This window comes from Streptomyces sp. NPDC048504 (assembly GCF_043200035.1).
Classification (GTDB): domain Bacteria; phylum Actinomycetota; class Actinomycetes; order Streptomycetales; family Streptomycetaceae; genus Streptomyces.
In genome coordinates this window covers 65219-90690 of the sequence record NZ_JBICXA010000001.1, presented here as the reverse complement: position 1 = coordinate 90690, position 25472 = coordinate 65219, and the positions used below count along the sequence as shown (strand labels likewise).

Annotated in this window: 15 protein-coding genes and 2 pseudogenes; 13 read left to right on the top strand and 4 right to left on the bottom strand. The window is 69.4% G+C overall.

All coding sequences use genetic code 11. The features are described 5' to 3' along the window. Positions 1-1571 precede the first annotated feature (1571 nt). Positions 1572-2684, bottom strand: a complete 1113-nt coding sequence (locus ACGFY9_RS00355; protein ID WP_078622773.1) for a LacI family DNA-binding transcriptional regulator — start codon at positions 2682-2684, stop codon at positions 1572-1574. A gap of 476 nt (positions 2685-3160) precedes the next feature. On the opposite strand from ACGFY9_RS00355, the gene hisC reads away from it, so the two are divergent. From hisC to ACGFY9_RS00325, 6 genes are all read left to right on the top strand, one after another. Beyond that, positions 3161-4240, top strand: a complete 1080-nt coding sequence (hisC, locus tag ACGFY9_RS00350) for a histidinol-phosphate transaminase (RefSeq protein WP_393750469.1) — start codon at positions 3161-3163, stop codon at positions 4238-4240. A gap of 258 nt (positions 4241-4498) precedes the next feature. Then, positions 4499-6007: a cytochrome ubiquinol oxidase subunit I gene (locus tag ACGFY9_RS00345; protein WP_393750467.1), complete on the top strand. Its 1509-nt coding sequence runs from the start codon at positions 4499-4501 to the stop codon at positions 6005-6007. A gap of 20 nt (positions 6008-6027) precedes the next feature. Continuing rightward, on the top strand, positions 6028-7032 hold the full coding sequence (cydB, locus tag ACGFY9_RS00340) for a cytochrome d ubiquinol oxidase subunit II (protein WP_393750465.1): 1005 nt from the start codon (positions 6028-6030) through the stop codon (positions 7030-7032). A gap of 83 nt (positions 7033-7115) precedes the next feature. After that, positions 7116-10610, top strand: a complete 3495-nt coding sequence (gene cydD / locus ACGFY9_RS00335) for a thiol reductant ABC exporter subunit CydD (protein ID WP_393750463.1) — start codon at positions 7116-7118, stop codon at positions 10608-10610. A 60-nt stretch (positions 10611-10670) separates the two neighbouring features. After that, complete coding sequence (locus ACGFY9_RS00330) at positions 10671-12356, top strand: GAF domain-containing sensor histidine kinase (protein ID WP_393750461.1); 1686 nt, start codon at positions 10671-10673, stop codon at positions 12354-12356. Between the two features lie 190 nt (positions 12357-12546). Further along, on the top strand, positions 12547-13590 hold the full coding sequence (locus tag ACGFY9_RS00325; RefSeq protein ID WP_393750459.1) for a peptidoglycan DD-metalloendopeptidase family protein: 1044 nt from the start codon (positions 12547-12549) through the stop codon (positions 13588-13590). A gap of 60 nt (positions 13591-13650) precedes the next feature. Here the strand turns inward: ACGFY9_RS00325 and ACGFY9_RS00320 are convergent, their stop codons facing one another. Then, positions 13651-14538: a Cof-type HAD-IIB family hydrolase gene (locus ACGFY9_RS00320; protein ID WP_393751723.1), complete on the bottom strand. Its 888-nt coding sequence runs from the start codon at positions 14536-14538 to the stop codon at positions 13651-13653. 98 nt (positions 14539-14636) lie between these two features. Then, a pseudogene (locus tag ACGFY9_RS00315) lies at positions 14637-15323 on the bottom strand (LLM class flavin-dependent oxidoreductase); the annotation flags it as partial. Positions 15324-15346: 23 nt separating this feature from the next. Between ACGFY9_RS00315 and ACGFY9_RS00310 the strand changes: the two are divergent. From ACGFY9_RS00310 to ACGFY9_RS00280, 7 genes and pseudogenes are all read left to right on the top strand, one after another. Then, positions 15347-16780, top strand: a complete 1434-nt coding sequence (locus ACGFY9_RS00310; protein ID WP_393750457.1) for a recombinase family protein — start codon at positions 15347-15349, stop codon at positions 16778-16780. 257 nt (positions 16781-17037) lie between these two features. Next, positions 17038-17229, top strand: coding sequence for a hypothetical protein (locus tag ACGFY9_RS00305; RefSeq protein ID WP_393750455.1), 192 nt, complete (start codon positions 17038-17040; stop codon positions 17227-17229). A gap of 141 nt (positions 17230-17370) precedes the next feature. Further along, on the top strand, positions 17371-18897 hold the full coding sequence (locus ACGFY9_RS00300) for a DnaB-like helicase N-terminal domain-containing protein (RefSeq protein ID WP_393750453.1): 1527 nt from the start codon (positions 17371-17373) through the stop codon (positions 18895-18897). 266 nt (positions 18898-19163) lie between these two features. Then, positions 19164-19997, top strand: coding sequence for a DUF2637 domain-containing protein (locus ACGFY9_RS00295; protein ID WP_393750451.1), 834 nt, complete (start codon positions 19164-19166; stop codon positions 19995-19997). A gap of 390 nt (positions 19998-20387) precedes the next feature. Next, complete coding sequence (locus ACGFY9_RS00290; protein ID WP_393750449.1) at positions 20388-20801, top strand: plasmid mobilization protein; 414 nt, start codon at positions 20388-20390, stop codon at positions 20799-20801. A gap of 4 nt (positions 20802-20805) precedes the next feature. Further along, positions 20806-22500 (top strand): relaxase/mobilization nuclease domain-containing protein, encoded by a 1695-nt coding sequence (locus ACGFY9_RS00285; protein WP_393750447.1) that lies wholly within the window; start codon positions 20806-20808, stop codon positions 22498-22500. Between the two features lie 16 nt (positions 22501-22516). After that, positions 22517-22759: pseudogene (locus tag ACGFY9_RS00280) on the top strand (Na+/H+ antiporter NhaA); the annotation flags it as partial. Between the two features lie 357 nt (positions 22760-23116). Here the strand turns inward: ACGFY9_RS00280 and ACGFY9_RS00275 are convergent. Next, the gene (locus tag ACGFY9_RS00275) at positions 23117-25243 is read right to left on the bottom strand and encodes a CHAT domain-containing protein (protein WP_393750445.1); all 2127 of its coding nucleotides are present in this window, start codon (positions 25241-25243) and stop codon (positions 23117-23119) included. Between the last annotated feature and the right edge of the window lie 229 nt (positions 25244-25472).

The window sequence follows — 25472 nt, the reverse complement described above, 5'->3', positions numbered from 1 at the left end:
CGCCGTCGGGCGGCTGGAAATCGCCGGTGGTGGTTGCTTGCGGTGGGGTGCGGTGGGGTGCGTGGCAGCGCGTGGGGCGCGTGGGGTGCGTGGTCGGAGGCGGTGGCGGTGGCGGTGGCGATTGCTTACGCGGGGTGTATGGGGGCATCGGTTCGGGGTGGGTCGCCCGCGGTTGGTGGGTGGGTCGGGGTCGTGGCGGTACGGCGAGCCCGCCGCTGGTGGGGCCCCTCTGTTTGTCCACATGGCTGAACGGGTTGGTGCCGGGTACGCGGCGGGCTGCGCCGTACCGCCACGACCCGCTCCCGTTTCGTCGGCGGCTGCGGGCGAGTAGGGGGCTCTGTGGGGCACCGGGCTTTGCGGGCCGCTTGTGCGGGGCTGCTTGTGCGGGGCTGGTCGGGCGGGGCTGGTTGGGCGGTGCTCGTTCGGGGTGGTGTGGGCCGCTTCCGTGGGGCTGGTGTGGACCGGCTGATCGGGGTTGGTGTGGCCTGCCTGCCTGCCTGCCTGCCTGCCTGCCTGCCTGCCTGCTTGGTGTGGGTGCCGGCTGGCTGTTCGGCGCTGGGTGCCGGTTGGTCAACTCGGTGCCGATATCGGGTTCCTGCTCTGGTGCGGGGTGCCTGCGCCTCGTGGGTTCCCGGTGCGCGGTCCGTCCGCCGCGGTGCCGGTCTCACAGCTGGTCCAGTCGGTCCTGGCGCCGGTGTTGCCGCGTGCCCGGCGCTGGTGCCGGTCGCCCGCTCCGTCGCCGGTGGCCAACGCGAGCCCTGGTCGCCAGGGTGCCGGTTTCACAGTCCGCCCTGTCTGCCCCGGTACCGACCGCCTGTCCGGCGCCGGTACCGGTCCCCACCGCCGGTCCTGCCCGCCAAGGCGGAGGCCTCACTGCCCGCTCTGCGGCCCCGGCGCCGGGTGGGAGTCCCGGCGCCCCGGGCCGGCCCGCCACGGGCACCTGAGAGGGATCCTGCGCGCTGCGGGCCGAGGGGAGTTCCCGGTACCGCTCCGGCCACCCCATGGCGCCTGGCGGTACCGTCCTGGCCGCGGCCGCGGCAACTGGCGGGAGTACTCCGGGCCCTGCCTAGGTGGGAGTGGGACCAGGGTGGCGGGGCGGATCGGGGTAGCGGGCAGGACCGGGGTGCCGGGTGGGAGTCCCGGCCCCGGTCCGCTCGCGACGGCACCCGAGGCTCGCGACGGCACCCGAGGCTCGCGACGGCACCCGAGGCTCGCGACGGCACCCGAGGTGAGCCTCGACGCCGGGCGCCCGGCGTCACTCGACGTGAGCCCCCCGGCACTGAGCCCCCGGCTCGGAGCCCCACGGACACCAGGAACAAGCCCGACCCCCGCCCCCTGCCACCCCGGCGGGCAGGGGGCGCGACGGCACCCGAGGTGAGCCCCGCGGCACCGACCCCCCGGCACCGAGCCCCACGGACACCCGGAACAAGCCCGACCCCCGCCTCCTGCCACCCCGGCGCCCGATGGAACTCAGGAAACCCCCACCCCGCCCGAGCCCACACCCACACTCACACCCGCCGGGACGGCACCGGCACCGACCCTGCCCCCCAGGACACCCCCGCTCCCTACTTCTACTTCCCCTCAGGCGACCGAGGCGGACTGACCGTTGTCCGAGGCGGACGTCGCTGGGACGACGTCCGCACGATCAGCTCCGTCGGTATCACCTGCTCGATCGGCAGGTCGGACTCAACCCCCTCGATCGCGTCGATGAGGAGTTGCACCACCGCCGTACCGATCCGCCGCGGTTTCAGGGACAACGTCGTGACCGGCGGCTCGGTGTTCGCGTACACCGTGGACTCGCTGCAGCACACGAGCAGCAGATCCTCCGGCACCCGCATGCCGTAGCGCCGTGCCGCCGCCAGCAGATCAGTGCCGTTGGGATCGAACAGGCCGTAGACCGCGTCGGGCCGGTCCGGCCGGGCGAGCAGCCGGTCGGCGGCGACGGCCCCCGCGCACGGATCGTGCGCCGGGTACGACTCGTACACCGGATCCTGACCCACCCGCTCGCACCACCGGAGGTACGCCGTGGTCGAGAGGTGCGTGTACGTGTCCGTGCTCGTGCCCGTGAGCAGGCCGATCCGGCGGGCGCCGGCGTCGGCCAGGTGGTCCAGGATGCCCAGGACCGCGGCCTCGTGATCGTTGTCGACCCAGGCGGTCACCGGGAGCGAGCCGGCCGGGCGGCCGTCGGAGACGACCGGTAAACCCTGCCGGACGAGCTCGCTGACCACCGGGTCCTGGTCGGACGGGTCGATGACGACCGTGCCGTCCAGGGCGACGTTCGACCACACGTCGTGGCGCGAGGTCGCGGGGAGGATCACGAGGGCGTAGCCGCGGGCGAGCGCGGCCGAGGTGGCGGCCCGCGCCATCTCGGCGAAGTACGCGAACTCGGTGAAGGTGAAAGGTTCATCCCCGTACGTCGTCACGGTCAGGCCGATGAGGCCGGACTTGCCGGTACGGAGTGTGCGAGCCGCCGCTGAGGGCCGATAGCCCAGCCGGTCGGCGACTTCTCGGACGTGGCGTCGGGTGGCGTCCGGGAGCCGGCCCTTGCCGTTGAGGGCGTCGGAGACGGTCGTGATGGAGACTCCGGCCGCGGCGGCCACGTCTCTGATTCCCGCCCGGCCCGGCCGGCTTCCTCGACGAGAGGTTTCCGCGCGGCTCACCTGGTGCTTCCCTGCTGCTGTCATGGCGAGCCGATAGTAGGGCTCAGGCGGTGGGGTAGTGCGGACGCATATGCACGCGTTGACAGGCACGTTTCTGCAAGGTCAGAAGGGGTCAACTGCCTTAGAAACAAAGTCAGTTAAGCGATGCGATGGCATTACGTGACTTGTCGGCGCGCATGGGCCTGCCAAGACCCCCATGTTTCGAAGAGGTCTCAACTCACCTGCACGAGGGATGCGCGCTACGGCGCGAGCTACCGGCGCATAGATATATGTACGGCGCGCCCCCGGTTCGTGCGCCTTCGTACGGTGTTGCCCCTGATGCGGATGTGACACGTGGGGCGATCCCGGCAGACTCCCGACAGAGGCCTGGAGGCGTCTCGCGCGGACACCCGGGGTTGCTCTCCCGCATCGGCCCTGTACGCCCCGGCGTCGAATCCTCATAAGGTGAGCAGTATTGATAGCCGGTGGTGCCGGTGGTGGTGGTCACAAGGAGGACTGCGGTGAGCGAGACGAGCCCGAAGCTGCGCGCCGAGCTGGAGGGTATCCCCACCTACAAGCCGGGCAAGGCTGCCTCGGCGGACGGTCCGGTGGCCTACAAGCTGTCCTCCAACGAGAACCCGTACCCCCCGCTCCCCGGCGTGATGGAGAGCGTCACCGCGGCCGCCCTGAACTTCAACCGGTACCCCGACATGGCGTGCACCGGTCTGATGAACGAGCTGGCGGAACGGTTCGGCGTCCCCGTCTCCCACCTGGCCACCGGCACCGGCTCGGTCGGCGTCGCCCAGCAGCTGATCCAGGCGACCGCCGGACCCGGCGACGAGGTCATGTACGCCTGGCGCTCCTTCGAGGCGTACCCGATCATCACGCGGATCAGCGGCGCGACGGCCGTGCAGGTGCCGCTGACCCCGGGCGACGTGCACGACCTGGACGCGATGGCCGACGCCATCACCGACCGCACCCGGCTGATCTTCGTCTGCAACCCCAACAACCCGACGGGCACGGTCGTACGCCGGGCCGAGCTGGAGCGCTTCCTGGACCGGGTGCCCGGCGATGTGCTCGTCGTCCTGGACGAGGCCTATCGCGAGTTCATCCGCGACATGGAGGTGCCGGACGGCGTCCAGCTCTACCGCGACCGGCCGAACGTCTGCGTCCTGCGGACCTTCTCCAAGGCGTACGGCCTCGCCGGGCTGCGGGTCGGTTTCGCGATCGCCCACGAGCCGGTCGCGGCGGCGCTGCGCAAGACGGCCGTGCCCTTCGGGGTGAGCCAGCTCGCGCAGGACGCGGCGGTCGCCTCGCTGCGCGCCGAGGACGAACTGCTCGGCCGCGTCGGTTCGTTGGTCGGCGAGCGCACCCGCGTGGCGGACACGCTGCGTGCCCAGGGCTGGACGGTCCCGGAGACCCAGGCCAACTTCGTGTGGCTACGGCTGGGGGAGCGCACGCTCGACTTCGCGGCGGCCTGCGACCAGGCGGGCGTGGTGGTACGGCCGTTCGCGGGTGAGGGCGTGCGGATCACGATCGGGGAGACCGAGGGGAACGACATCTTCCTGAAGGTGGCGGAGGGCTTCCGCAAGGAGCTCTAGCCGTCGCCGGCGGTGTGGTTCGTCACGCCTGCCGATGTGAGGGTTCGTAACGAGTGACGTCAGGGGGGTTGCCTCAGGGGGACCCCCCTCCGTAATGGGCTTCCGAACGGGACCCCCCTTCCGCTGCCGAAAATCCGTACGTCATAATAGCTTGTGAATGTGAACGCGTTCACAAGCGTGTCCCAGTTCGTCCCATGATGTGTGCGCTAAAAGGGGCAAACTGCCGCTGTACCACGGCGACATAAGGAGACCGACGACGTGGAAATGGCTCTGGCGCCAGAGACACTGGCGCGATGGCAGTTCGGCATCACCACCGTCTACCACTTCCTGTTCGTCCCCCTGACGATCTCGCTCGCCGCACTCACGGCCGGGCTGCAGACCGCTTGGGTGCGCACGGAGAAGGAGAAGTACCTCAGGGCCACCAAGTTCTGGGGGAAGCTCTTCCTGATCAACATCGCCATGGGTGTCGTCACGGGCATCGTGCAGGAGTTCCAGTTCGGCATGAACTGGTCCGCCTACTCGCGGTTCGTCGGTGACATCTTCGGTGCCCCGCTCGCCTTCGAGGCGCTGATCGCGTTCTTTTTCGAGTCCACCTTCATCGGGCTGTGGATCTTCGGCTGGGACAAGCTGCCCAAGCGGATCCACCTGGCCTGCATCTGGATGGTCTCGATCGGCACGATTCTGTCGGCGTACTTCATCCTCGCGGCCAACTCGTGGATGCAGCACCCCGTCGGCTACAAGATCAACAAGGCGAAGGGCCGTGCCGAACTCACCGACTTCTGGCACGTGCTGACCCAGAACACCGCGCTCGCGCAGGCCTTCCACACGCTCTCCGCGTCCTTCCTGACCGGCGGCGCGTTCATGGTCGGCATCGCGGCCTTCCACCTGTTCCGCAAGAAGCACATCACGGTGATGAAGAGCTCGCTGCGGCTGGGCCTGGTCACCGTCGCCATCGCCGGCCTGCTCACCGCCGTCAGCGGCGACACCCTCGGCAAGGTCATGTTCAAGCAGCAGCCCATGAAGATGGCCGCCGCCGAGGCTCTGTGGGACGGCCAGGACTCCGCGCCGTTCTCGATCTTCGCCTACGGCGACGTCAGCAAGGGCCACAACTCCGTCGAGCTGTCCATCCCCGGGATACTGTCCTTCCTCGCCGACGACGACTTCAGCTCCTACGTCCCCGGCATCAACGACACCAACAAGGCCGAGCAGGCCAAGTACGGCCCCGGCGACTACCGGCCCATCATCCCCGTCACCTTCTGGGCGTTCCGCTGGATGATCGGCTTCGGGATGGCGTCCTTCGTCATCGGCCTCGCCGGACTCTGGCTGACCCGCAAGAAGTTCATGCTGCCCCAGCATCTGCGGGTCGCCGAGGACGAAGTGCCGAACGTCGTGCTCTTCAAGAACAAGGCCCTGGGCCCGAAACTCACCAAGCTCTACTGGCTCGTGTCGATCTGGACCCTCGGCTTCCCTCTGATCGCCAACTCCTGGGGCTGGATCTTCACCGAGATGGGCCGCCAGCCCTGGGTCGTCTACGGCCTCTTCCAGACCCGTGACGCGGTCTCCCCCAGCGTCTCCCAGGGCGAGGTCCTCACCTCGATGATCGTCTTCACCTCGCTCTACGCCGTCCTCGCCGTCATCGAGGTCAAGCTGCTCGCGAAGTACGTCAAGGCCGGCCCGCCCGAACTCACCGAGGCCGACCTCAACCCGCCCACGAAGATCGGCGGCGACTCCCAGGACGCCGACAAGCCGATGGCCTTCTCCTACTAGGCCGAGGGAGCTGCACAGTCATGGAACTGCACGACGTCTGGTTCGTCCTCATCGCCGTCCTGTGGACCGGCTACTTCTTCCTGGAGGGCTTCGACTTCGGGGTCGGCATCCTCACCAAGCTGCTCGCCCGGGACCGCACCGAGAAGCGGGTCCTGATCAACACGATCGGCCCGGTCTGGGACGGCAACGAGGTCTGGCTGCTCACCGCCGGCGGCGCGACCTTCGCCGCTTTCCCCGAGTGGTACGCCACCCTCTTCTCCGGCTTCTACCTCGCCCTGCTGATCATCCTGGTCTGCCTGATCGTCCGGGGCGTCGCCTTCGAGTACCGCGCGAAGCGGCCCGAGGAGAACTGGCAGCGCAACTGGGAGACGGCGATCTTCTGGACCTCGCTGCTCCCCGCGTTCCTGTGGGGTGTGGCCTTCGGCAACATCGTCCGGGGCGTGAAGATCGACAAGAACTTCGACTACGCCGGTACCTTCTGGGACCTGCTCAACCCGTACGCGATCCTCGGCGGCCTGGTCACGCTGACCCTCTTCACCTTCCACGGTGCGGTGTTCACGGCGCTCAAGACCGTCGGGGACATCCGGGTGCGGGCGCGGAGGCTGGCCCTTCAAGTCGGCCTCGTCACCGCCCTGTTGGCGCTGGCCTTCCTGATCTGGACGCAGGTCGACAGCGGTGACGGCAAGAGTCTGGGCGCGCTGATCGTGGCCGTCGTCGCCCTGGTCGCGGCGCTGGGGGCGATCCAACTCGGGCGTGAGGGCTGGTCGTTCGCGTTCTCCGGGGTCACCATCGTGGCCGCCGTCGCGATGCTCTTTCTGTCGCTCTTCCCGAACGTCATGCCGTCCTCGCTCAACCCGGACTGGAACCTCACGGTCACCAACGCCTCGTCGAGCCCGTACACCCTGAAGATCATGACCTGGTGCGCGGGGATCGCCACGCCGATCGTGCTGCTCTACCAGAGCTGGACGTACTGGGTGTTCCGCAAGCGGATCGGCACGCAGCACATTGCCGAAGCCGCGCACTGAGTCCAAGCGTTGAATCCAGCGCAGGGCATGTTTCACGTGAAACATGCCCTGTTGGGACCCCTTGAGAAGAGGGTGTGTTTCACGTGAAACCGATCGACCCCCGTCTGCTCCGCTACGCCCGTGCCACCCGCCTCTTCCTGATGGCGGTCGTCGGCCTGGGTGCTGTCGGTGCGTTGCTGGTCATCGCCCAAGCGATGCTCATCGCCGAGGTCGTGGTCGGTGCCTTCCAGCACCGGATGTCCGTCGGTGATCTAGGCACTCCCCTCTTGCTGTTGGCGACGGTCGCCGTCGGCCGCGCCTTGGTCTCCTGGCTCACCGAACTCGCCGCCCACCGGGCCAGCGCCGCCGTGAAGTCGGAGCTGCGGGGGCGGTTGCTGGAGCGTTCCGTGGAGCTGGGCCCCGGCTGGCTGAGCGGGCAGCGGACCGGATCGCTGGTTGCCCTCGCCACCCGAGGTGCCGACGCCCTCGACGACTACTTCTCGCGCTATCTCCCGCAGTTGGGGCTCGCGATCGTCGTCCCCGTGGCGGTGCTGGCGCGCATCGTCACCGAGGACTGGGTCTCGGCGGCGATCATCGTGGGCACCCTGCCGCTCATCCCGCTCTTCATGGTGATGATCGGCTGGGCCACTCAGTCCCGGATGGACCGGCAGTGGCAATTGCTGTCGCGGCTCTCTGGGCACTTCCTGGACGTTGTCGCCGGACTGCCCACCCTGAAGGTGTTCGGCCGGGCCAAGGCACAGGCCGAGTCGATCCGCCGGATCACCGGCGAGTACCGGCAGGCGACCATGCGGACGCTGCGGATCGCCTTTGTCTCCTCGTTCGCCCTGGAACTGCTCGCCACGCTCTCCGTGGCCCTGGTCGCCGTGACGATCGGCATGCGCCTGGTCCACGGCGACATGGACCTGTACATCGGTCTCGTCGTCCTCGTCCTGGCGCCGGAGGCCTATCTGCCGCTGCGTCAGGTCGGCGCGCAGTACCACGCGGCGGCGGAGGGCCTCGCCGCGGCCGAGCAGATCTTCTCGGTACTGGAGACGCCGGTACCGGCCTCCGGCACCACCGAAGTGCCGTCGGACGCCCTGGCCTTCGAGGGCGTGACGGTCCGGTACCCCGGGCGGTCCGCAGACGCCGTGTCGGACGCGTCCTTCGCCGTGGCCCCCGCAGAGACGGTCGCCCTCGTCGGCCCGAGCGGCTCGGGCAAGTCCACTCTGCTGAACGCCCTGTTGGGGTTCGTCCGGCCCACCGAGGGCCGGGTGCGCGTCGGGGGAGTCGATCTCACCGACGTCGACCTGGAACGGTGGCGGTCACGGATCGCCTGGGTGCCGCAACGCCCGCAGCTGTACGCCGGGACGATCGCCGAGAACGTACGGCTCGCCCGCCCCGACGCCGACGACACCGCCGTACGGCGGGCATTGGCCGATGCGGGTGCTCTGGACTTCGTGGACGCGTTGCCCGAGGGCATCGGGAGCGTACTCGGTGAGGACGGGGCCGGGCTGTCCGCCGGGCAGCGGCAACGGCTCGCCCTCGCCCGGGCCTTCCTCGCCGACCGGCCCGTCCTGCTCCTCGACGAACCGACGGCCGCGCTGGACGGAGCGACCGAGGCCGAAGTGGTCGAGGCGGTACGGCGGTTGGCGGTCGGACGGACGGTCCTGCTCGTGGTGCACCGGCCGGCCCTGCTGGCGGTCGCGGACCGGGTGGTGCGGGTGACGGAGGGCGTGGCCGCGACGCGTGCGGAGGCCACGCCGACGACCCCCGAGACACGGATTGTCCAGGAAATCTCGGTGAGTTCCACTGCCGCCGACGAGCCCGAGACGCGGCTTGCTGCACATGCGGGTGGTGTCCTCTCCCGGGTCCGTGCCATGTCGGGTGCCCGGCGCGGTCGGCTCACCCTGGCGCTGTTGCTCGGAAGTCTCGCGCTGGGCAGTGCCGTTGGGCTCATGGGCACCTCGGGGTGGCTGATCTCGCGGGCCTCGCAGCAGCCGCCCGTGCTGTACCTGATGGTGGCGGTGACGGCGACCCGGACCTTCGGCATCGGGCGGGCCGTGTTCCGGTACGCGGAGCGGCTCGTGTCGCACGACGCGGTGCTGCGGATGCTGGCCGACACCCGGGTCGCCGTCTACCGGCGCCTTGAGCGGCTGGCGCCCGCCGGGCTGCGCGACACCCGTCGCGGCGATCTGCTGTCCCGGCTCGTCGCCGACGTGGACGCGCTCCAGGACTACTGGCTGCGCTGGCTGCTGCCCGCCGGGGTCGCGGTCGCCGTCTCCGCCACGACGGTCGGTTTCACGGCCTGGCTGCTCCCCGAGGCCGGTGCGGCCCTCGCGGTCGGCCTCCTCGCGGCCGGTGTCGGCGTCCCCCTCGTGACCGGCGCCGTGGCCCGCCGTGCCGAACGGCGGTTGGCCCCCGCCCGCGGGGCACTCGCCATCCGCGTGACCGAACTGCTCACCGGCACCGCCGAGTTGACGGTCGCCGGCGCACTGCCCGCCCGTACGGCGGAGGCCAAGCGGGCGGACAGCACACTCACCCGGATCGCCTCACGCGCAGCCACCGCCACCGCACTCGGTGACGGCCTCACCGCGCTGATCTCCGGCCTGACCGTCGCCGCCACCGCCCTCCTGGCCGCCCAGGCCGTCGCCGCGGGACGGCTCAGCGGTGTCCTGACGGCGGTCGTCGTCCTCACCCCGCTCGCCGCCTTCGAGGCCGTCCTCGGACTCCCGCTCGCCGTGCAGTACCGGCAACGGGTCCGCAAGAGCGCCGAGCGCGTGTACGAGGTGCTGGACGCCCCCGAGCCCGTACGGGAACCGGAGCGGCCCCGCCAGGCGCCCGCGACACCCTTCCCGCTCGTCGTACAGGGACTGGCCGCCCGGCACACCGGTCAGGACCGGGACGCGCTCACCGGACTCGACCTGACGCTGGAGAAGGGTCGCCGGGTCGCGGTGGTCGGGTCCTCCGGGTCCGGCAAGACGACGCTGGCACAGGTGCTGCTGCGCTTCCTGGACGCGGACTCCGGCACGTACACGCTGGCCGGTGTGGACGCGTACGCCCTGGACGGCGACGACGTACGACGGCTCGTCGGGCTGTGTGCGCAGGACGCGCACCTCTTCGACAGCTCGGTGCGCGAGAACCTGCTCCTCGCGAAGAAGGACGCAACCGAGGACGAGCTGCGGGCCGCGCTGGAGCGTGCCCGGCTGCTCGACTGGGCGGACGGGCTGCCCGAGGGCCTGGACACGCTCGTGGGTGAGCACGGGGCACGGCTCTCCGGCGGGCAGCGGCAGCGGCTGGCGCTCGCCCGCGCGCTGCTCGCCGACTTCCCGGTACTCGTGCTCGACGAGCCCGCCGAGCACCTGGACCTGGCGACCGCCGACGCGCTCACCGCCGATCTCCTGGCCGCCACGGAAGGCCGTACGACACTGCTCATCACCCACCGGCTCGCGGGCTTGGAGGACGTGGACGAGGTGATCGTGCTGGACGAGGGGCGGGTGGTGCAGCGAGGTCCGTACGCCGGACTGGCCTCCGTGGAGGGGCCGTTGCGGGGGATGGCGGAGCGGGAGGCGGAGTCGGAGCTGTTGGTGGCGGCCGGGTAGGGGTCCGGCGGCCGAGCCGCTCGACTTTCCGTGACAAAGGGGACTAACTAGGCTCGGGATATGTCAGCCGCCGAGCGCCCCGGTCCCCTGTCGCCCGACCCGGGCCTGTCGGCCGAACTGGCTGCCCGCGTCCCGCAGTTGCTGGAAGCCATGCGGTCCGTGGGGAGCGGGCTCGAACCGCACTCCACGCTGGAGCGGATCTGCGAGGCGGCGGCCACGCTGACGGACGCCCGCTACGCGGGGATCGGTGTCGTTGACGAGGACGGCGACGCGCTCGCCGACTTCGTCTTCCACGGGGTCGACACGGAGACCGCGCGGCGCATCGGGCGGTTCCCCGACGGGCACACGGGGCTGCTCGGCGCGCTCATCCGGGAGCCGGAGCCGGTACGGCTGGTGGATGTGAGCGAGGACCCCCGGTCCTGGGGCTTCCCCGAGCACCATCCACGGATCCGCGGCTTCCTCGGCGTTCCCATCCGCGTTCAGGGGGAGGTCTTCGGGAACCTCTATCTCGGCGAGAAGCGCGGCGGCGACCCCTTCAACGACTACGACGTCAGCATGGTCCGAGTGCTGGCGGCCGAGGCGGGTATCGCCATCGGCAACGCCAGGCTGTACGAGGCCGCCAAGCAGCGCGAGCGGTGGATCGACGGGTCGGTGGCCGTCACGACCGCCCTGCTGTCCGGCGGGGACGCCGAGGACGCGCTGCAGGTCGTCGCGGAACGGGCCCGCCGGCTCTCCGGTTCGGCGGCCGGGATCGTGCTGCTGCCCGCCGCCGAGGGCGGCATGGAGATCGTCGCCGTGGCCTCGGAACAGCCGTCGGACCAGCTCGGCAGGGTCGTCCCGCCGGACAGCGAGATCGTCGCCCAACTCCTCGGCGGACAGCCGGTGTTCGTGGCGGACGCGGCCACCGATCCCCGTATGCTCAGCGCCCTGGCGCGCGCGTACGGGCCGATCATGGCGCTGCCTTTGCAGAGCGGAGGGCGTGTCCTGGGGGCCCTGGTCACGCCCCGCGCGCAGGGCGAGCGGCCGTTCACGGAGGCCGAGCGCACCCTCGCGATCCAGTTCGCCTCGCAGGCCGCGCTCGCGCTGATGATGGCCGAGGCACAGCGCGACCGGGAGCGGCTCGCGGTGTACGAGGACCGCGACCGGATCGCCCGCGACCTGCACGACCTGGTCATCCAACGGCTGTTCGCCACCGGGATGATGCTGGAGAGCGCCCAGCGGGGGTCGCTCGTCCCCGAGGTGCGGCACGGTGTGGGCAACGCCGTCGACGAACTCGACGTCACCATCCAGGAGATCCGCACCGCGATCTTCGCGCTCCAGCAGGGCCCCGCCGAGGCGCCCTCCGGGCTGCGTACGCGGGTGCTGCGGGAGATCAACATGGCGGCCGTGCCGCTCGGTTTCAAGCCCGGGCACCGTTTCGTCGGCGCGGTCGACACGACGGTCGGCGACCTCACCGGCAAGAACCTCATCGCGGCCCTGCGCGAGGCGCTCTCCAACGCGTTCCGGCACGCGGAGGCCGCTCGCATCGAGGTCGTCGTCGACGCGACCGCGACCCTGCCGGACGGGCGGCCCGGAGTACGGCTCACCGTCGCGGACGACGGGGTCGGCATCCCGGCCGGCGGTCGGCGCAGCGGCCTGAAGAACCTCAAGCGGCGGGCCGAATCCCTGGGCGGCGACAGCTGGTACGGGCCGGGCATCGGCGAGGACGGCGGCGGTACGACGGTGGTGTGGCAGGTGCCCCACTGAGCCCCGGCCGGGCCCCTGTTCAGAGCGGCTTCCACTGAGCCCCGGCGGGACCCTGTCCGCCGTCACTCCCACTGAGCCCTGTCAGGCCCCCGTCCGCTGTGGCTTCCGCTGAGCCGTTCGCAGCAACGCGTCCCCCATGCGTACGACTTGAACAGGGCCTTCGTCCGTCGCGCGGGCCACGATCGCTGACATGCGCTCATCTCGCCGTCATCCACTGCTCGTTCCGGTGCTGCTGTGCGCGCTCGCCGTCCTGGCGGCCCGCCCCGGCGACGATGACTCCCAGGGCGCCGCCGGTGCCAGTGCCGAGGTGGCGCGGCTGTACCAGGACGCGGCCGTCGCGGCGCAGCGGTACGAGGCGGGGCGGCAGGAGGCCGACGCGCAACGGGCCCGCGCCCAGCGGGTCGAGGGTCGACTGGACCGCGAACGGCGGGAGATCGCACGGCTGCACGAGGACCTGGGCCGGATCGCCCGTGCCCAGTACCGCAGCGGCGGCGGTATCCCCATGGCGGCCCGGATCATCCTCGCGGACAGCCCCGAGGATCTGATGCGCGATCAGCACGTCTTCTCCCAGGCGGATCTCGCCGTCGGCAACGCGCTCGGCAGGAGCCACCGGGCCGAGGTGCGACTCGCCGGCGACGAGGCGAAGGCCGCGTCGGCGTGGCGGACCCTGGAGAAACGGAACACCGAACTCGCCGACCTGAAGCAGGGCATCCAGCGGAAACTCGAAGAGGCGCGCGGCCAGTTGCAGGGCCAGGCGGACGCCTCGGTCGCGGCGGGCAGCTGCCGGGGCGCCGTCCGTCTCGACCAGCCGCCGACCCAGGTCACCGACCCGTGGGTCGCGCCGGTGGAGACCGTCGAACTGTCCGCGGGCTTCGGCAGCGGCGGCTCCCGCTGGGCGAACCGGCACACCGGCCAGGACTTCGCGGTGCCCATCGGCACTCCGGTCCGGGCGGCCGGGGCGGGCCGGGTGGTGCGGGTGTCCTGCGGCGGCGCCTTCGGCATCGAGATCGTCATCGAGCATCCGGGCGGCTACTACACGCAGTACGCCCACCTCGCCGCCGTCACCGTCGACCAGGGGGACCGCGTCACCACCGGCCAGTGGATCGCCCAGTCCGGCACGACCGGCAACTCCACCGGCCCACACCTGCACTTCGAGGTGCGGGTCACCCCGGACATGGGATCGGCGGTCGACCCCCTGCCCTGGCTGGCGCAGCGAGGAGTCCCGCTGGGCTAGGGCACTCGTCGCTCGCGTAAGGGACGGGCTCCGGGATTACGCCCATTACTACGGCTGCCGTTACCGCCGTTCCGCCAGCATCCGCTCGATCACGACCGCCACACCGTCCTCGTTGTTGTCGACCGTCCGCCCGGAGGCCGCGGCGAGCACGGCGGGGTGCGCGTTGCCCATCGCGTACGACTGTCCCGCCCAGGTGAGCATCTCGACGTCGTTCGGCATGTCCCCGAAGGCGACGACCTCCTCGGGTGCGATCCCGCGCTCCGCACAGCACAGGGCGAGGGTGCTGGCCTTGGAGACGCCGGGGCCGCTGATCTCCAGCAGGGCGCTGGGGCTGGAGCGGGTGACGTTCGCGCGGTCGCCGAGGGCGAGGCGCGCGACGTTCAGGAAGACGTCCGGGTCCAGCTCGGGGTGGAACGCGAGGATCTTCAGCACCGGCTCGTCGGCCCCCGGGGCGTCCGGTGCCAGGAGTTTCTCGGCGGTGGCGAGGGTGTCCGGTATCTCCAGGTGCAGCTTCGGATACGCCGGCTCCTGGTAGAAGCCGTACGTCAGCTCGATCGCGTACACCGTCCCTGGCGCCGCCTCGCGTACCAGGCGTACGGCGTCGAGGGCGTTCTCCCGGGCCAGTTCGCGGACCTTCACGAAGCGGTGGGCGCCGGGGCCGCCGTGCAGGTCGACCACGGCGGCGCCGTTGCCGCAGATCGCCAGGCCGTGACCGTGGACGTGGTCGCTGACGACGTCCATCCAGCGGGCCGGGCGGCCGGTGACGAAGAAGACCTCGACACCCGCCTCCTCGGCTGCCGCCAGGGCCGCCACCGTGCGGGGGGACACCGACTTGTCGTCGCGCAGCAGGGTGCCGTCCAGGTCGGTGGCGATCAGCCGTGGCGGGACGGCGGCGGCCGGGGTCTCGGGCTGTCGAGTCGCTGAGGTCACCGGGCCATTCTCCCGCATATGCCCGCACGGCTGTGCGGGAGAGTGCACAGGTGAGTGGATACCACTCCTACCAGGGCCGTTGTACTCCACGGTGTCGGCGGGGCGGGGGTGCCGACTCAGCGGAGCTGGGCCGGAGCCTCCATGGCGATCTGCTCGAAGACCTTCTCGTCCGCGGCGAAGTCGGAGTCCGGGATGGGCCAGTGGATCACGATGTCGGTGAAGCCCAGTTCCTGGTGCCGGCCCGCGAAGTCGACGAAGGCGCCGAGGGACTCCAGCGGACGGCCGCGGTCCGGGGTGAAACCGGTGAGCAGGATCTTGTCGATCCCGGCCGCGTCCCGGCCGATCGCGGCGCAGGCGTCGGTCAGCTTGTCGACCTGCCCGCGAATGGCGTGAACCGACTGCTCAGGGGTGCCGTTCTCGAACAGCTTGGGGTCGCCGGTGGTCACCCACGCCTGCCCGTACCGGGCGGCGAGTTTCAGCCCGCGAGGACCGGTGGCCGCCACCGCGAAGGGCAGCCGGGGCCGCTGCACGCAGCCCGGGATGTTCCGCGCCTCGTGCGCCGAGTAGAAGTCCCCCACGTACGACACCGAGTCCTCGGTGAGCAACCGGTCCAGCAGCGGAACGAACTCCCCGAACCGGTCGGCACGCTCACGCGGGGTCCAGGGTTCCTGGCCGAGCGCGGTGGCGTCGAAGCCGGTGCCGCCCGCGCCGATGCCGAGGGTGACCCGCCCGTCGGAGACGTCGTCGAGCGAGATGAGTTCCTTGGCGAGGGTCACCGGGTGCCGGAAATTCGGCGAGCCCACTGCATGCTCATACCATCGGTCCTATGCGACGACCCAGGCCCCACGAGCCGACCATAACCCCAGGTGAGCCTGCGGCCCTCTACTGCCGGATATCCCAGGCGGACGACGACGACCAGACCGGCGTCGATCGGCAGGAACGTATCTGCAGGGAGATCGCCGAGCGCCGGGGACTCACCATCGACCCTGCCCACGTCTTCGTGGACAACAGCAGGTCGGCGTGGAGCCGTGGCCGCAAGCGGCCGGGCTGGGACCAGCTTCTCGAACGCGCCCAGCGGCACGAGTTCCGGCACGTCATCGCGTACCACCCGGACCGGCTGATGCGGCAGCCGAGGGACCTGGAGGAACTGCTCCAGGTCTCCGACGAGCACCGGATCACGCTGCACGGCGAGGCGAACCGGCGGGACCTGTCGGACCCCGACGACCGGTTCATCCTGCGCATCGAGGTCGCCCATGCCTGCCGGTCGTCCGACGACACCTCGCGGCGGCTCAAGTCGGCGCTGAAGGAGCGTGCCGAGAACGGTCTGCCGCACTCGGGCAAGCGCCGCTTCGGGTACGAGGTGGGCGGTGTGACGATCAAGGAGGACGAGGCCGAGCTCGTCCGCGAGGTCTTCGACCGGTACCTCAAGGGCCAGAGCCCGAGCGCGATCGCCCTCGTCTTCCACCAGCGCGGCATCAAGACCGTGTATGGCAAGGAGTGGTCACAGGGCACGGTTCGCGCGCTCCTCGACTCCCGCCACGTCGCCGGCATCCGTATGCACCAGGGTGAAGAGGTCGGGCCGGGCAAGTGGCCCGCGATCATCGACCGGGGCACCTGGGAGGAGACCCGGGCCCGGCGTGAGTACCGCTCCGCGATCCACCAGACCAACCTGGAGCTGCGCCGCTTCTATCTCCTGCGTGGACTGGTCATGTGCTCGCGCTGCGGCACGCTCATGTCCGGCACGAAGGTCGGCGCGGTGCCGTCCTACCTGTGTACGCGCAAGAGCCGTAACGGCGACAAGAAGTGCGTGCGGCGCATCGTCGCGGTGAAGCTGGAGAAATTCGTCACGGAGGCCGCCATCGACCTGCTCGGCAGGCTCACGGTCTCCGGGAAACTCGCCTCGACCTCGCTGCCGGACGCCGCGACGGAGTCCGTCGAGGCCGATCAGCAGCAGCTCGTCGAGCTGAACGGGATGTGGACCGCGAAGGAGATCTCCACGGCGGAGTACCGCAAGATGCGCAAGGAGATCACCGACCGCATCGCCAAGGCCCAGCGCCGTCTGGTCGTACGGCCGATGAAGCTGCTCGACGGGCTGACGGGCCCCGGAGCGAAAGCCGCCTGGCACGCCGAGGAGATGACCGACGAGCGGCGCAACGCGGTGCTGCGGTTCCTGTTCTCCGGGGTGGTCATCGACGCGTCCGGCAAACCCAGCGGGGTCTTCGACTGGGACCGGATCGCCATCGAGCAGAACCCGCTGTAGGCAATGAAGGTCACGGTCCCTGAGCTCTGTGCCCGTCAAGGGAGCCGCGGAGTATAACCACGGATCGCCGGTTAACCCAACCGGCGAATCTCCGGAAACTTAAGAGCTCAGCTGCGGAGGACCTGCCAGTCCTTCGTAGGCGACACGCACGGCCCCAGGTGTTGGAGCACCTCGGGACCGAGCGCACGACCGACCGCCCATCGAACGACCGGCGGTGCGGGGCCTGCCAGCCCCGCACCGTCAGCAAGGACCTGCCCATGCCACAGCCGTCGGAGCGCCAGAACACCGCAGTCTCCGTACGACCGTCCGGCCGCCGAGAGGCCCAGGAAGCGGCCCGCGCCCAGGCCCTGGAGCGTGTCTGCGCGGGATTCAGGACGACGATCAGCCCGCACAGCGCGGCGCGGCTGGCCGACCTGATGACGACCACGACGTACGCGAAGGCCGCGTAGACGCAGCAGCAGCCGCAGACATGGGAGCGGCCCCCGGCGTTGGAGCGCCGAAGGCCGAAACGACTCCCAGACGACCGCCCATAAACGATCTGTCCCGGTGCCGGGCCTGCCAGCCCGTACGGCACCGAGTGAGGAAGTTCTGTGCCCCAGGGTACGTTCTCGCCCACCCGCAACGCATCCCCTCAGACCAACACCCGCTTCGACGAGGTCGACGGTCCCGGTCTGTCCGTACCGCCGCACAACCTGGAGGCGGAGCAAGCCGTGCTCGGCGCCTGCATGTACAGCGCGGCGGCAGTCGATGCCGCCCGGCCGATTCTGCAGGCCATCGACTTCTACCGACCCGCCCACAGCGACATCTGGCGGACCCTGCTCTCCCTGCGCGACGAGGGATCACCCACTGATCCCATCGCGCTCGGCGAGGAACTCGGACGGGTCGGCGCCCTCACCCGCGTCGGTGGATCCCCCTACCTCCACACTCTCGCCGGTGCGACCCCAGGGCCGGCCAACTGCGACTACTACGCCGAGATCGTGCGGGAGAAGGCGGAGCTGCGCCGCCTCCAGGCAGCAGCGGTGCACACCCTGCAGCAGAGCGGTGCCGAAGGCGCCGACCCTGCCCAGATACGCGTGCTGCTGCAGAGCGCCCTCGACAGCACCGACTGGCGCGGATCGAGTGGTGGCGGCAGGCTCAGCCGGTTCGCCGTCGACGGCTGGGACTTCGTCAACAGCCTCGGCACCGAGGTCCCGCCGGTATGGGGCACGCCCGAGCAGACGGGATGGGCGAGCGGCGAGAGCCTGATGGTGGTCGGCCCGCCGGGGGTCGGCAAGAGCACCATCGCCCACCAGCTCGTCATGGCTCGGCTCGGCTTCCAGGCGCTGGTGCTCGGGATGCCCGTCACCGAGGGCAGGCGTGTGCTCTACCTCGCCATGGACCGGCCGCCGCAGATCGCCCGTGCTCTGCGACGCCTGGTACGCCCGATCGACGAGGAGACCCTCCGCGACCGGCTCGTCGTCTGGGGAGGACCGCTTCCGGCCACGCTCGATCGCGAGCCGAACCTGCTCGCCGAACTCGCCGCCCACCACGACGCCGACACCGTGGTCATCGACAGCGTCAAGGACATCGTCGGCAAGCTCACCGACGACGAGGCCGTCGGCGCCTACAACCGCGCCCGCCAGCAGCTGCTGCGCTCCGGCGCCGAACTGCTGGAACTGCACCACCAGCGCAAGTCCGCAGCCGACGCCAAGCCCGGCGGACGCCCGACGCTGGACAAGGTGTACGGCACCACCTGGTTCACGGCGGGCGCGGGCAGCGTCATGTTCCTGAGCGGGGGAGCGGGCGACGCGACGGTCAAGCTCCACCACGCCAAGACGGTGACCGGCGAGATCGGCCCCCTCACGGTCGTCCACGACCACCGGCGCGGCACCTCGCGTGTCGACGTACCCCTCGACCCGTACACCCTGCTGCGCGATGCACCGGGCGGCCTCACCAGCAGGGAACTCGCGGCCCTGATGACCGGAGAGGCGGACCCGAGCGCCAAGGAGCAGGAGAGGGCCCGGCGCACGCTGAAGGCCCTCCACGAGGTCGGGCAGGCCACCAAGGAGCAGGAGCCGGGCGGCAGCCGCCAGGTCCGCTACCGGGTCACGGCACGACACATGGCCGTCGTCTCCTGACGGAGGTGGGTTCCGGTGCCGGAGAGGCGTCCGGCGCCGGAACGGCGACTCACGCGGGCGCTCACGGCCCAGGTCCCGGCGACGGACTCACAGGCCCCTCACGCGGGGCTACCCAGCCGGTAAATGGCCAGGTCAGAAGCTCACGCGAACCCACACACGCCTCACACCACGGGTTACTCACGCGCGGCCCCCTCCTTGTAGAGGGGTCCGCGTGGGAGTGCACCTTTCCTCAAGCCCCAGTGCCCTGCCTTCCCGGAGCGATTGCCTTGCCTTCCCCTGCACCGACAGCCCCGGCCGCCGTCCGAGGCAGCCTCACCATCCGCGTCGGCATCGTCCTGCTCGCCACCATCGGCTTCGCGCTCTCCTACGACGCGCTGCGTCAGATGGCCGTCGCCAGCCATGTGCGCGGGCTGCTCACCTACCTCTTCCCCTTGGTAATCGACGGCTTCATCGCCATCGGCATCGTCGCCTTGCTCATCCTGCGCGGGGCCCCGCTGCGCTCCCGCCTGTACGTGTGGGCGCTCGTCGGCGTTGCCACCCTCACCAGCATCTGGGCCAACGTCGTACACGCCGTCGGCCTCAACGAAGGGACTCACCTACTCCTCAACAACGCGACTGTCGGCGCTCTGTCCGGCATCGCTCCACTCGCCCTCGCCGGCGCCGTCCACCTCTACCTCGTGATGAACCGCCACCTCGGCGGCGACGGCGCCATGGCGGACGAGACCCTCGCCACGGCGCCTGCCGAATCCGCCACGTCAAGGCAGGACCGTCAGGTCCGCCACGAGGAGACGGACGACGCCAACAGCGGGGTGCCCGCCAAGGCGAACGACGTGCCCATGCCCGAGGTGAAGCCCGCCGTCGCCATGACGCCGACCGACAAGAAGGCGCCCAGGACGGACCGGCGCAAACGCACCGTACCCGACGAGGAGCTGCTGACCATGGCCCGCGCCATGGGTGCCGAGACCGGCCAAGTCCCCCGCCCTGCCTTGGAGAAGGCGGTCCGGGCCAAGGGCTACTCGATCAGCAAGGACGGCGCCCAGAGGGCTGCCGACACCGTCAGGGCGGAACTGAGCGCCGCCAAGGACGCCGTCGCCACATGAGCGCTACGACAGAACGCAAAGCGTTGGCGGATCACGTTCCGCCAACGCCTGCCACAGCCTCCTGAGCGTCGCTGCTGGCCCGCGCCCCAGAACTTCAGCTCTTCACCTGCACCACGCCGACTCTGAAGCCCCGCCCTGTGACTGCCCTTTGCGGTCCTCGGGTCCACGCCCGCGATTACGGTCCCCATCCCGCACGACTCCATGGAGAAGAAGCCAATGTCCGACGAGCACCACGAACTCTCCATACCCCAGCAGCAGATGACCACCACCTCTGCCCCAGACGGAGCAAGCTGTAGCACTGGACCGTCCCATGGCCGGTCCAGTGCGCTTGCCTCCGCCCCGGGGGCGGCGGAGGAGGCCCGACACCAGGGGGCGCTGGGTCAGGGGTTCGTGGCCGAGGGCGGCCACGAACAGGGGCAGGAGCCGCCGGCCAAGGCCGGGCGGGGAGGACGTCGCCGCGCCCGCCAGCCCAAGCAGCGCTCCGAGCGCCAGACCTTCCGCGCCAGCACCGCCGAGGCCACCGAGATCCAGAAAGCCGCCGACGCCAAGGGCATCTCCAAAGCCCGCTTCATCGCCCAGTCCGTCCACGCCGAAATCCACGGCCGCCCCCGCCTGGACCACGACGACGCCCTCGACGTCCTCGAAGCCGCCCGCATCCAGCTGGTGCGCGCCGGCACCAACCTCAACCAGATAGCCAAGGTCCTCAACTCCGGTGGCGACGCACCCCACATCGCCCGCGCCGCCGACGCCGTCGCGGATGCCGCCACCGAGATCCGCACCGCCGCACGGAAGCTGGTGAGCTGAGACCTTGGTCCCCGACGTCTCCCGCGGCTCCCGCACCATCGGACTGATCCACTACCTCTACCGCACCAGCGACATCGAGGCCCACGTCGACCCACACCTCGTCGCCGCCTACGATCCCCACCTGCCCGACCCCGGCCGCGATGCGCACGCCACCTTCAGCGACCTGGCCGCCGACCTCGACCTGTGGGTCGACGCCCTCGGCGACAACGCGCCGAAGAAGCACGTGTGGCACTGCCCCGTCCGTACAGCCCCCGGCGACCGGATCCTGTCCGACGAGGAATGGGCCACCGTCGCCCGCCGGGTCCTGAACGCCACCGGCATCGCCCCCGACGGCGACGACCAAGCCTGCCGCTGGATCGCCGTCCGCCACGCTCCCGACCACATCCACATCGTCGCCACCCTCGTCCGCGCCGACCGCACCCGCCCCCGCCACCACAAGGACGGCACCCGCGCCCAGGCCGAATGCCGCAAGATCGAGAAGGAGTTCGGGCTCTGCCGCCTCAACGAAGGCGACGGCACCGCCGCCAAGCGCCCCACCAGCGCCGAGCGCCACAAGGCCGAACGCCTCGGTCAGGAAGCCGCCTCCCGCGAACTGCTGCACGAACACGTCCGCCGCGCCCTCGCCGGCGCCGCCGACGAGACGGAGTTCTTCGACCGGCTCGCCGCGGAAGGCGTACGCATAAAGAAACGCACCGCGCCCTCCGGCGATGCCCTCGGCTACAAGGTCGCCATGGTCGGCGACCGCAACGAGACCCAGGAACCCATCTGGTTCGCCGGATCCACCCTCGCCCCTGACCTCTCCCTGCCCCGCATCCGGAAACGGTTCACCACCCCCACGGACACGACCGCACAGCCCACGGTCCTGGACCCGAGCGGCGCCTCGGCACCAGCCCGCGCCCGCTACGTCGCAGTCCAGGCCGCCGACTCCGCCCTCGCGTCGATGACGTCCGCGGACGACACCACAGCGGCAGCCCAGCTGATCGGGGTCGGCGAGGTCCTCGACGCTCTCGCCCAGACCTCACCCCCCTCCAGCCGCGCCGAACTGCAAGCAGCCGCACGCCATTTCGAGCGTGCCAGCCGCTCCCACATCCGCGCCAAGAATCAGGAGATGTACGCCCTGCGCCGTGCAGCCGGCCAGATCGTCCACTCCGGCACGGCCCTCGGCCGCGGCCCGGACGGCGCCGCCACCGCCCTGATCCTCGACGTCGTGATCCTGGCCGTTGTCGCTGCCGCCCGCTGGCACGCCGCTCGTGGCCACGCCCAGCAGGCCGAGGCCGCCCAGTTCGCCGCCCGTCACCTGCGTACCGCCTACCAGGCCACCGCTGCCGGCCCACTGGCCACCCTGCGCGCCCATGGCGAACACCTGCCCGCCCCGAACCGGCGCCGCCACACCGCCACGGTCCACGCCGCCCTACCCCACCTCGCCGACCGCCTCCAGGCCGAGCCCGGCTGGAACGGACTGACAGCCCTCCTCGACCAGGCCGAACAAGCTGGCCACGACACGGCCGCCCTACTGGCCAAAGCCGCCGCCCAACGCGAACTCGACAGCGCCGACTCAGCCAGCGACGTCCTCGTCTGGCGGCGGCACCACCTCGGATACGTCACCGCACCGCCTCGGCGCCCAAAGTCGAACCCCACTCCGGCCCCCGTCGCAGCAGCCATCCCCCAGCAGGAAGCGGCGCGATCGCGCCAACGGTGATCGGCACGGCGGCGTCCACGCGACCGTCGCCGGCGGCGCGATGGGCCTGATCCTGCGCACCACCCGTGACCCCGCCACCAAATGGCGGGCGGCCGAAACCGTCTCACCCGGCGAGCGCACCGAACACCTTCTGCGGCCCATCTCCGCCGACATCGTCGTCCCGTTGTTCGCCTATTACGCGAAAGAGACCACGACGATGGCCTGGCAGTGGCTCGCCCTGGCAGTCTCCACTTTCCCCATCACTGGCGTTGCCCGATGAAACAGGGTCTGCGGTGGTGGTCGGAAGCGAGATCCGCCACCGTGTGGTGGATCACGGTTTCCTTCGCGCTGTCGCTGCTGGGCATGGCACTTGGGCAGCCAGTGCGCCTGGCCGGGTGCGCCGCATCAGCGGCCCTTCTGGTCGCGATCGGAGAGGCTGGGGACTATGGTGTCGCTGGGTCTCACGCCACGTCGGTCGTTGGTGGTGCCCCCGGGCCGAACAGGGGGAGATGTTGAGCCTGTGTTCACAGGTGCCGCTCGCCTCTACGGACAGGCGACGGACGTGCACTGAGGAACTACTCGGGGTTGTTCTTGCACTTAGCTGAGGGTTTGCCAAGGCTTGCTCCGGGGATGCCCCTCAGATTCGCCCGACGACAATCAACCCTGCGGCCCCGGGGCGCACCTCCGGGTCGAGCGTCAGGTGAGCGCTTCGCAAGGCTTGCGCGAGCGGTTTCCTGAAGAGGAAATGCATTTCATACATGCGCGCGAGCAAGTCGCCAGCGATTTCGTCGTCGATGGCCCAGAGGCCACCGACGACCCGGGAGGCCCCAGCTACGAGGCATGCCAGTACGGCGGCGGTGGTGTCTGGTTGTTCGGAAGACTTCGCTGACCAGCAACAACCCAGAACGACCGTCGGTGGGAGTTGCAGTTGAAGCAGACCTGCCGGGGACGAGGGCCCATCAGGAAGAAGCATGCGGTACTCAATACCGTTGCCTGTGGTGCCGTGCACGCTGACCGTGAGCACGTCGTACCGCGAAGACTCCAGTTTGTTGCGGAGTTCATCTATTGAATAGGCGCGCGTGAAATGAATATATCCTGCCGCCGCCAAATCTTCCAGTGCTTTTACTTCCTTGCGTGACCCGTGAAGGTCGACTTCGTCGAAGATGCCAATGAGACGCGGAACATCGACTGAGGAGGGTGGTGGAATGCGCATAGCCGCAGCTATGGAAACCGATAGTGCGATCTCCTCCACGCTGGGCGGTGCCAGTTCATTCCAGGGCATGCACCAGGTCGGCGCATCGGGCACCACTAGGACTCTGGCTCCTTGAGTGGATGCCTGTCCCAGATCTGAGAAAAACATCTGCCGGACACGGGCCACGGCCTCGGGCGGGGCCTCTTCGGATTCTTCGTCCAGGCATTGGGCCAGCGCCTTCCCATCCGATTGTGACAGAGGCGTCCGACGGACTAGGGGAACTGGGGAGCCTGGGCGCAGAGTCGTAGTGACGATCACGTGTCCACCACTCTGCATCTCTGCGAAGTTGACCCAAACGACATGATGTTCGGGAAAGGCGTCACTTACCTCGGAGAGGGTCACTGCCTGGGTAGTGTGGGAGAGGAAGTCCACCAACGTAAGATCGGCGAGAGCGTCACTCCGGTACCCGGATTTCCCGTGCCCACGACCAACGCCGGCACCGCCGCGGAATTCTCCCAATAGATCGGAGACCCGGGCTACAGGTGCCGATGCGTCACCCGATTCGTAAATATTCACGGCCTGTGCAAATAAATGTACTAGCAGGTTTTCCAAAGGCAGGAGTGACCTGGCGGCGAATAGATTATTCAAAGCCATTCGGTCCAGACTTGCATTGACCGCAGATGATGTCTCGAGCATGCCGCCCATTAGCCGGGCCGTCTCGGCCAATCCATGCATACTTGAGCGCAGTGCACCCAGGGGCAGCTCGGCTGCAGCTTGCTCGTTGAACTCGACAGCCTGCTGCCAGTCGCCGCGCTGCATCGCCACTGCCGCCCGCCCCATGGCGCTGGACTCATCGGCGGTGTAGTCCTGAGTGATCGTGGACCTCTCCTTGAGGTGCCGACGTAGGAAATCCGTGTGCCCGTAGGCAGGGTCGGACTTAGCGATCCCTGCGGCCATCTCCTCGAATTCTACGACCAGTGGCTCGGATTCCTTTAATTTTCCGACCGCGACGAGTATTCGGGATTCGTAGTATTTTATGAGTGCCTGGAATCCGGGAGAATTTGCAGCATTTGCTAGTTTATCGGTCGCGGTCTTGAGTCGCAAGGAGTTGCCCGTGACGAACGCTGCGTGGGCGACCTCACTGAGCACGAGAGGTCGATTAAGCCGGGGGCTGGATCTATCGACTTCGAATAGGAGTGCCCGGATTATAGCGTCAACGGTCAGAGGTTTCAGCTCGTGAAGTTTGCTGGAGTCGGAAATCGAGAATCGCAACCAAGTAATCACTTGATCGGAGTCGCCGACTGCCCACTTCTCTGCCATATTACGGCATTCGTTGGCCTGTTCGGGGCGGCCTATCTCGTCAAATCTTAATGCAGTTTCATGTGTCAATGCCGATAGCAATGACCTGGTGAGCGATGAATAGGTTGATTGAGAATAATGCTCAATGACCGAAGATATTACATGCTCAAGGCTGGATGCGTATAGAGGTTTTCGATCGAGTATCTGATACATCCTTGAGATGGCTCGGACATCTTCGGAATCCACTTCTCTGAGCTTGTTGACCGTGCTCAAAGGAAGGATTCGCCTCAGTGTTGCAGATAGAAAATGAATATAGCGCCTACGGATGGCGCTGCGTAGATTATCCGTCATTCTCGGCGGCGAAAATAGTCTGCCGAAGAAGTTTCTCGATTTCTTCCACGCTCGCTTCTCCATCGAAGCGGATCTGGCCATTAGGGCCTACTGCCTCAATGTGCACCATGGACTCGCCCCCGGTGCCAGCGCCACTGCGAGTGGCCCGATG